The 8,160-nt window shown below is 68.5% G+C and carries 10 protein-coding genes; 5 read left to right on the top strand and 5 right to left on the bottom strand.

Annotated elements, in window-relative coordinates:
• Positions 1 to 12 precede the first annotated feature (12 nt).
• From nthA to WI697_RS25760, 3 genes are all read left to right on the top strand, one after another.
• Positions 13 to 624 (top strand): nitrile hydratase subunit alpha, encoded by a 612-nt coding sequence (gene nthA / locus WI697_RS25750; RefSeq protein ID WP_345960457.1) that lies wholly within the window; start codon positions 13 to 15, stop codon positions 622 to 624.
• Positions 625 to 647: 23 nt separating this feature from the next.
• On the top strand, positions 648 to 1,037 hold the full coding sequence (locus WI697_RS25755; protein WP_062764469.1) for a nitrile hydratase accessory protein: 390 nt from the start codon (positions 648 to 650) through the stop codon (positions 1,035 to 1,037).
• Between the two features lie 141 nt (positions 1,038 to 1,178).
• On the top strand, positions 1,179 to 1,697 hold the full coding sequence (locus WI697_RS25760; protein ID WP_345960458.1) for a GNAT family N-acetyltransferase: 519 nt from the start codon (positions 1,179 to 1,181) through the stop codon (positions 1,695 to 1,697).
• On the opposite strand, the gene WI697_RS25765 is transcribed toward WI697_RS25760, so the two are convergent.
• On the bottom strand, positions 1,694 to 2,728 hold the full coding sequence (locus WI697_RS25765; RefSeq protein WP_345960459.1) for an aldo/keto reductase: 1,035 nt from the start codon (positions 2,726 to 2,728) through the stop codon (positions 1,694 to 1,696). The two genes, WI697_RS25760 and WI697_RS25765, sit on opposite strands and share 4 nt — an antisense overlap.
• Before the next feature lie 227 nt (positions 2,729 to 2,955).
• Between WI697_RS25765 and WI697_RS25770 the strand changes: the two genes are divergently transcribed.
• Positions 2,956 to 4,212, top strand: a complete 1,257-nt coding sequence (locus tag WI697_RS25770) for an acyl-CoA dehydrogenase family protein (RefSeq protein WP_345960460.1) — start codon at positions 2,956 to 2,958, stop codon at positions 4,210 to 4,212.
• A 7-nt stretch (positions 4,213 to 4,219) separates the two neighbouring features.
• On the opposite strand, the gene WI697_RS25775 is transcribed toward WI697_RS25770, so the two are convergent.
• From WI697_RS25775 to WI697_RS25790, 4 genes are all read right to left on the bottom strand, one after another.
• Complete coding sequence (locus WI697_RS25775) at positions 4,220 to 4,813, bottom strand: alpha/beta hydrolase (protein WP_062764475.1); 594 nt, start codon at positions 4,811 to 4,813, stop codon at positions 4,220 to 4,222.
• 101 nt (positions 4,814 to 4,914) lie between these two features.
• The gene (locus WI697_RS25780; protein WP_062764477.1) at positions 4,915 to 5,376 is read right to left on the bottom strand and encodes a hypothetical protein; all 462 of its coding nucleotides are present in this window, start codon (positions 5,374 to 5,376) and stop codon (positions 4,915 to 4,917) included.
• A 216-nt stretch (positions 5,377 to 5,592) separates the two neighbouring features.
• Positions 5,593 to 6,111, bottom strand: coding sequence for a MaoC family dehydratase (locus tag WI697_RS25785; protein ID WP_014753148.1), 519 nt, complete (start codon positions 6,109 to 6,111; stop codon positions 5,593 to 5,595).
• Between the two features lie 58 nt (positions 6,112 to 6,169).
• Entirely contained in the window at positions 6,170 to 7,033 is an 864-nt protein-coding gene (locus WI697_RS25790) for an HpcH/HpaI aldolase/citrate lyase family protein (protein WP_345960461.1), read from the bottom strand.
• Positions 7,034 to 7,193: 160 nt separating this feature from the next.
• On the opposite strand from WI697_RS25790, the gene WI697_RS25795 reads away from it, so the two are divergent.
• On the top strand, positions 7,194 to 7,943 hold the full coding sequence (locus WI697_RS25795; RefSeq protein ID WP_345960462.1) for a maleate cis-trans isomerase family protein: 750 nt from the start codon (positions 7,194 to 7,196) through the stop codon (positions 7,941 to 7,943).
• Positions 7,944 to 8,160: the final 217 nt, after the last annotated feature.

Raw genomic sequence — 8,160 nt, forward strand, 5'->3', positions numbered from 1 at the left:
GGAGGACGATGCATGACCCGAGTCAATCTGGTCTACACACCCCGCACCGAGGAAGAGATCGCGGCCCGCGTGAAGGCGATCGAGGCCATCCTGATCGAAGGCGGGCTGATGTCGGAAGCGGGTGTCGACCGCTTCGCCGCCGTCTATGAAAACGAGGTCGGCCCGCGGCTCGGCGCCTCTGTGGTGGCCAGGGCCTGGACCGACCCCGAGTTCAAGGCCCGGCTTCTGGCGGATGCCAGCGCCGCCTGCCACGAATTGGGGATCGGCGGCCTGCAGGGCGAGCACATGATCGTCGTCGAGAACACCGATACGATCCATAACGTCGTCGTCTGCTCGCTCTGCTCCTGCTATCCCTGGCCCGTGCTCGGCCTGCCGCCGAACTGGTTCAAGTCGATGCCCTATCGCGCCCGCATCATCCGCGAGCCGCGCCTCTGCCTGAAAGAGGATTTCCGGCTCGACATCCCGCAGGAAACCGAGATCCGGGTGTGGGATTCGAATTCCGAAATCCGCTACTGGGTGCTGCCGCAGCGCCCCGCGGGCACCGACGGGATGGGGGCTGACGAGCTTGCGGCCCTGGTCACCCGGGATTCGATGATCGGCACCGGCTTCCCCCGGGCGGCCTGAACGACCGGCAAGGGACATCGCAGATGATGCCTGTATCGACAAGTTGCAGCACCGATCTGGCCGTTCTGCTTGAGCGGCGCGAGGGCCAGGTGCCCTTCGACAAGCCCTGGGAATTGCGGGCCTTCGCCATCGCCGTTGCCGCCTGCGAGGCGGGCGAATTCGCCTGGGGCGAATTTCAGGAAGCGCTGACCGATGCCATCCGCAATTGGGAGGCGGCCAATCCGGGGTTCGGGCCCGACCAGTGGAACTACTACGAGCACTTCGTCACGGCGCTGGAAGTGGTCCTCGCGCAGCATCGGCGGCTTGCCGCCGATGGGCTGGATGACCGGGCGCGACACATCCTCGCGACACCACCGCACAAGCACCATGTCGCCCGCTACGATCCGATCACGATCGATCGGGCCGGTCACTGAGCCGAACGGCCAGAGGTGAGATGAAGCGCCGGCGGGCGGATGCCGTTTCGCCCCCGGCGCTTCACCTTGCATCGGCGGCATTCTATTCTCGGGAGAGTGCCTCTCGCAGAGAGGTGCCGCTGCCGCGAGGAGATGCCCTTTATGACCGCCCCTGTCGAGGCTCCCCCCCATCTCGATCCGGCGCCGATGCGCCCGCTCGGCCCCGCCGATATTCCGCCGCTCGCCCGGCTCTGGCATCAGGGCTGGCGCGACGGACATCTGGCATCGGCGTCGGCGGGGCTTGCCCGGGCGCGGCGGCTGGAGAGTTTCCTGGCCCGCCTTGAAGCAGCGCCCGCGGGCGAGATCCAGGTCACCGGGCCGGAGGGAAAACCCTCGGGCTTCTTCTGGCTGAAGGGCCCCTGCCTCGACCAGTTCTATGTCGACCCCGCCCTGCGTGGCCAGGGGCTGGCGATGCCGCTGATGGCCGCCGCCGAAGCCCGGCTGGCCGCCGCCGGTGTCGAGACCGCCTGGCTGCTCTGCGTGGTGGGCAACGACCGCGCCGCGCGCTTCTATGAAAAGGCGGGCTGGCATCGCGCCGCCACCACGCCCATGCAGCTTCAGACAGCCGACGGCGCGTTCGAGATCGTGGTCTGGCGTTACGAGAAGCGGCTGTTGCCTTAAACCGCCGGCGGGTCGAGCCGCGCGAAAGCCTCCTGCCGCCGATAGGGGAAATGCGGATAGGGGGCGTCCCGGGTGCCGGCGGCATCCAGCCGGGCGATCTGGTCCGGGGTCAGCTGCCAGCCTGTGGCGCCCAGATTGTCGCGCAGCTGCGCCTCGTTGCGCGCGCCGATGATCACCGAGGTGACCGTCGGGCGGCCGAGCAGCCAGTTGATCGCGATCTGCGGCACCGTCCGCCCGGTCTCGGCGGCAATCTCGTCCAGAACGTCGGTGACGCGGTAGAGCAGGGCCTCGTCGACCGGGGGCGCGAAGGCGGCGGTGTCGTGCAGCCGGCTGCCGGCAGGGACCGGCCGGTTGCGGCCGATGCGGCCGGTCAGCCGCCCCCAGCCCAGCGGGCTCCAGACCAGGGCGCCGACCTTCTGGTCCAGCCCCAGCTTCATCAGCTCCCATTCATAGTCGCGGCCGATCAGGGAATAATAGACCTGATGGGCGACGAAACGGCTGCGGCCGGTGCGGTCGGCGGCCGCCAGCGCCTTCATCAAGGCCCAGCCGGGATAGTTCGACACCCCGGCATGGCGCAGCTTGCCCGCGCGGATCAGATCATCCAGCGTTGCCACCACCTCGTCCACCGGGGTGGCGGCGTCATGGGCGTGGAGCTGCAGGATGTCGATCCGGTCGGTCCCAAGCCGGCGGAGTGCCGCGTCCACGCCGCGGATCAGCCGGTCGCGACCGACGCCTGCGTCATTGGCACCGGGGCCCATGGGCAGGCCCATCTTGGTCGACAGGATCACCCGGTCGCGCCGGCCGCGGATCGCCTGGCCCAGAACCTCTTCCGAGGCGCCGTCGGAATAGACGTCGGCGCTGTCGAACAGGGTGACGCCGGCCTCCAGGCAGATGTCGATCAGCCGCCGGGCCTCTGCGACATCGGTATTGCCCCAGGCGCCGAACAGCGGCCCCGTGCCGCCGAAAGTGCCGGTGCCGAGCCCCAGAACCGGCAGCTTAAGGCCCGAGGCGCCGAGCTGACGATGTTCCATCGATCCGTCCTTCCATCAGGGTGACTGTTTCACCCCGCCAGATGGGCCTGGAACCCAAAGCCCGGTACCGCCTGCCCGGGCACATCATCTGGTCCCCGTATTCCAGAATCATGAGGATCGGTCATGACCGGGACGCCTTGACCGCGGATGGATGCTATGCCATCTTCAATTCAAACGAACGTATGAATGATATCGGTCCCGGTCCGGCAGAGAGAAAGAACAACAAGATGCAGTTCGATCACCCGCCCCATGTCGAGGCGCTGCGCCAGCGGCTGACGGATTTCATGGACCATTACATCCTGCCGGCCCATGGGGCGGTGACCCGCACTTTCCTTGAGGGCGGCCACCCGACCGAGGTGATCGAACGGTTGAAGGCGCGGGCCTGGGAGGCGGGGCTGTGGAACCTGTTCCTGCCCTCGCTTGCCGACGACCAGCCGGGGGTCCGGCTGTCCAATGCCGATTATGCGCCGCTGGCCGAAATCATGGGCCGGGTGCCCTGGGCGTCGGAGGTGTTCAACTGCGCGGCGCCGGACAGCGGCAATATGGAGCTGCTGCAGCTGTTCGGCACGGCGGATCAGAAGGCGCGCTGGCTGGATCCGCTGCTGCTGGGCGAGATCCGGTCGGTCTTCTGCATGTCGGAACCGGATGCGCCGTCATCCGACCCCACCTCGCTTGCCACCACCATCCGTCGGGACGGCGACGAATACGTGGTGGAGGGGCGGAAATGGTTCATCACCGGCACCCGCCATCCGCATCTGACCTTCGCCATCGTCTTCGGCGTCTCTGACCCGGACGGTCTGGCGGAGCGCCACCGGCGGCATTCTTTCGTGATCGTGCCGATCGATGCCCCCGGCGTGAAGATCGTGCGCGACATCACGCTGATGGGCGCGCATGCCGCCGACGGCCATGGCGAGATCGTGTTCCGCAATGTCCGGGTGCCGGCGGAAAACCTGATCGGCACCGAGGGCGAGGCTTTCGCCATCGCCCAGGCGCGGCTGGGCCCCGGGCGGGTGCATCATGCCATGCGCTCCATCGGCCAGTGCGAACTGGCGCTGGAGCTGATGACCGAGCGGGCGCTGGAACGCCGGATCGGCGGCACGCCGCTCGCCGATCGCGCCAATATCCGCGAGTGGATCGCCGAAAGCCGGATCGAGATCGACCAGTGCCGGCTGCTGGTGATGCAGGCGGCCTGGCTGATGGACACGAAAGGCAATGCGGCGGCGCGCACGGCGGTCTCTGCGATCAAGCTTGCAAGCGCGCGGTTGCAGACCCGGGTGCTGGACCGGGCGATGCAGGTCTTCGGGGCTGCCGGCCTGTCGCCCGATACGCCGCTTGCCGGGCTCTGGAGCTGGGGCCGGGCGCTCAGGGTGCTGGACGGGCCCGACGAGGTGCATCTGCAGACGGTGGCGAAGGCGGAGCTGAAGGCGGCGCGGGCGGCGATCGGGCGGAACACCCGCCACTTCACCGGACCCGCCGGACTTTAAGCGGGGCTCACATCAGCCAGCCGCGGGCGGGCGGGCCGTCTTCGGCCATCAGTGGCGGACGGCCGGCGGGCGGCCCCTCGCGGTCGATCCGGGCGCGCAGCAGCAGCCGGCGGAGCAGGCGGCGCAGCACCGGCCGGTCGTCGTCGCCGCCAAGCTCCACCCGTTCCGCGCACCAGCAGAGCGCCAGCCGCTTCAGCCGGGCGTCATCCATCCAGGGATCCCCCGGACGGGCGGCGACGATGGTGGGGAAGGGCAGCTGGCCGCGGGGCAGGGGGCCGTGGTCTTCAAGCCCGGGGCGCTGTTCGACATCGGCGGGGGCCAGCAGCAGCAGGCCGCCCACGGCCCGGGCGACCGGCCGGTCCGCCAGATGCAGGGCAAGGGTCGCCCCCAGATTATGGCCGCAGACCACCACACCCGGTGCGGCAGCCACCATCCGGCAGACCCTGGAGAGCATGTCGTCATGGGTGCCGGCAAGGCGCAGCACCCGGGCATCGCCGGCATCCGCCGCCAGGCGGCGCAGCAGGCGGCCCGACCTGCTGGCATGGGGACCGGCATCCAGGATCAGTGTCCGGAGACCGCTGAGGCGGGCGACGTCCGTCATTGCATGGTCCTCCCCGCTCGGGCCGGCATGGCCTGCCATGCTGCCCCCATTCTGGGGGCTGTCCCGAAGGGGCCATCCCGACGGATGGCGGGGCCGGCAGATCAGGGCAGGATAACGTCGTCCAGCGCGCCTCTCAAGAAGCCGGTAAAGCTGCCGGTCAGGCGGCGGATCGGCTCCCCCGTCGCCGGAATCCGGACAACGGCGAGCGCGTCCGCCCGGTCGAAGGCATAGCAGGCGCCGCTGCCGTCGGTGGCGAAGATCGCATGGCGCCCGCCATCCTCCCGGCCATAGACCTCGTCGAAATCGAGCGGGCAGCAGAACATCACCAGCCCCTCCGCCGGCAGTGGCCCGGCGCCGGCCTCGCTCAGGAAGCGCAGATAATCGGCGGGCAGTTCATCCCGGCAGAGCGCGAGCAGTTCCTCGGCCCCAAGGCGCAGCAGGCCGTCCAGACGTCCGTCATCGCGCCAGCGGGTGATGCAGTCCTCGATGGCCGGCAGCACCGGCTGAAGGGTGCCGAGCGGTACGAAGCCGGTGGTGGGCGTGGTTGTGTCGACTTCCTGCATCCTGGACATCCATGATCTGGGACAGCCTCGCGAGAGGGAGAGGGCCGCGAGAGGGAGGGGGCTGCGACAGATGGATGCTAGTCTGCCTGCATGTCATCGACCGATGTTCTTCCGGTGTCATAGATGCGACGAAGGGCGTATCCAATGATACGCCCTTTGTGTTCCCGAATGACGGGTGGTCACCGGCGGGTCGACTTGGGGGAGATGCGAAACCGGTCAGTAACCGGCCTTCTCTTCCACGTCGTAACCTTTTTTCGCGATCAGCATGGTGCGGTCGAATTCGCAGACCACCTTGCCGTGCTGGTTCATGCCCCGCGTGCGCACGGTAACGATGCCGGCATTGGGGCGCGACTTGCTCTCGCGCTTGTCCAGCACCTCCGATTCCGCCTCCAGCGTGTCGCCGGCGAAGACCGGATGGGTCAGCTTGATCTCTTTCCAGCCCAGATTGGCGATCGCCTTCTGGCTGACATCGGTGACGCTCATGCCCACCAGCAGGGCGACGGTGAAGGGCGAGCACACGATGCACTGGCCGAATTCGGAGTGTTTGGCGAACTCCTCGTCGAAATGCATCGGGTGGGTGTTCATGGTCAGCAGGGTGAACCAGATGTTGTCGTTCTGGGTGATGGTCCGCTTCGGGCGGTGCTCGTAGATGTCACCGACGCTGAAATCCTCGAAATAGCGGCCGAAGCTTTCGCGATAGCGGTTTTCGCCGACGGCCACGTGGGTCTGCACCATGGGGGAGGTCTCCCGTTCTTGTCTCTGGGGGTCAGGCTGGTCTGGTAGGAAAGGCGGATCAGGCAGCGAGCAGGCCGGCGGCCCGGGCGCGCGACAGCACCCGGCGCTGGGCGGCGACCACCGGCTTCTCGATCAGTTTGCCGTCGAGCACGGCGACGCCGCCGGCCGAGGCCTCGAAGCTCTCGATCACCCGGCGGGCCCAGGCGATCTCGGTCGCATCGGGTGTGAAGGCGGCATTGACCAGGGCGACATTGGCGGGATGCAGGGTGGCCTTGCCTGTGAAGCCCAGATCCCGGGCGCGGGCTGCGTCTTCGGCCACGGCATCGGGGTTGCGGAAATCCAGCGCCGGCACGTCGATCAGATCGATGCCGGCGCCGCGCGCGGCCTGGACCAGCCGGGCGCGGGCATAGGCCATCGGCTCCGGCGCCACCCGGGTGCCGAGTTCGGCCGCAAGATCGGCCCCGCCGAACATCATCAGGTCCAGCCGCGGCGTGGCGCCGGCGATGGCATGGGCCGCTTCGATCCCGCGCACGCTTTCGACCAGGGCGGCCAGCTTCAGCATGCTGCCGGCCTCGGTCAGCACCGCATCGGCCAGGCGCAGCTCTTCCGCGCTTTCCACCTTGGGCAGCATCACCATGCCGGCGGCGATGCCGGCATCGGCCAGGGCCGACAGGTCGCGCAGCCCGGCGATGGTCTTCAGCCCGTTGATGCGCAGGATGCGTTCGGGCCCGCCGGCGCCGTCGCCCGCGGCGGCGCGCAGGAAGTCGAAGCCGGCCGGGCGGGCGGCCTGCTTCAGGTCGGGGGCCACGGCGTCTTCCAGATCGACACAGACCAGGTCGGCGCCCGAGGCCAGGGCCTTGGCGAAGATCTCCGGGCGCGTCGCGGGGGCGAACAACAGGCTGCGGCGTGCGGATTGGGACAAGGACGGTCTCCGGCGGCTGGGGTGATCGGCTGGATGGTCGTCGCAGATCAGTTATTTGTCCAGACAAATTTTCCGTGTAGCATAGCCGGGACGACGCGCCGCGCAAGGGGCGTCATGGGCGGGCCCCGATCGGGCGGCCGCCGGGCAGAGAGGAGCGGAGATGTTCGAGCAGGAAGGGCGCCGCCTGAAATTCGGCGTGATGGTGCCGTCGACCAACACGGTGGTGCAGACCGAATTCGCCCGCATGCGGCCCGGCGGGGTGAGCAATCATGTCTCGCGCATCCACATCTCCGACCGGCCGCTGACCACCGAGGCCGATTTCGCCGCCTTGATGGAACGGGTGCAGGCCGAGCTCATGGCGGCGGTCGACCGGGTGATGACCTGCCGCCCCCATGCCCTGATCATGGGCATGTCGGCCGAAACCTTCTGGGACGGCCCCGAGGCCTCGGCACGGCTGGCGGCGGACCTGGCCGCCCGCGCGGGCGGCATCGAGGTAACGCTCGCCTCCGACGCCTTCGGCCCGGCGATCCGCGCCCATGGCGACATCCGCCGGCTGGCGGTGCTGACCCCCTATCAGAAGGCGGGGGAGGACAAGGTCGTCCGCTTCTTCGAAGGGTTGGGCTTCGAGGTCGTGGCCGTGGGCGGCGTGCAGGCGCCGGGGCCGGTCGAAATGGCCGATCTGTCACCCCGGGTCATCCGTGACGCGCTGATCCGCCTGAACGATCCGGCCGTGGAGGCGATCGTCCAGCTGGGCACCAACCTGCCGATGGCGCGTCTGGCGGCCGTGGCCGAATTCTGGCTCGACAAGCCGGTGATCGCGGTCAACACCGCGCTCTACTGGCACGCCCTGCGCCGCGCCGGGATCACGGACCGGGTGGAGGGCTTCGGGACGCTGCTGGCGGCGCATTGAGCGGGGCAGGGACGCCGACCGACTGCCGGCGTCCCTGCCGCCTGTTCTGGTAAAGCCGCCATCACAGGGAGGCCGGCCCGATCACGATTATAATATCAATCTGCAATAATCAGAACCCATGAGCCCAGCGCCTCAGCCCGATGGACATGATCTTCCATGGCTGGCTGATGAGCTTGTTCCAGGCATGGCAGCACATGGCGATGATCTGGTCGTAGGA

The sequence above is a fragment of the Tistrella mobilis genome, from assembly GCF_039634785.1.
GTDB lineage: Bacteria > Pseudomonadota > Alphaproteobacteria > Tistrellales > Tistrellaceae > Tistrella > Tistrella mobilis.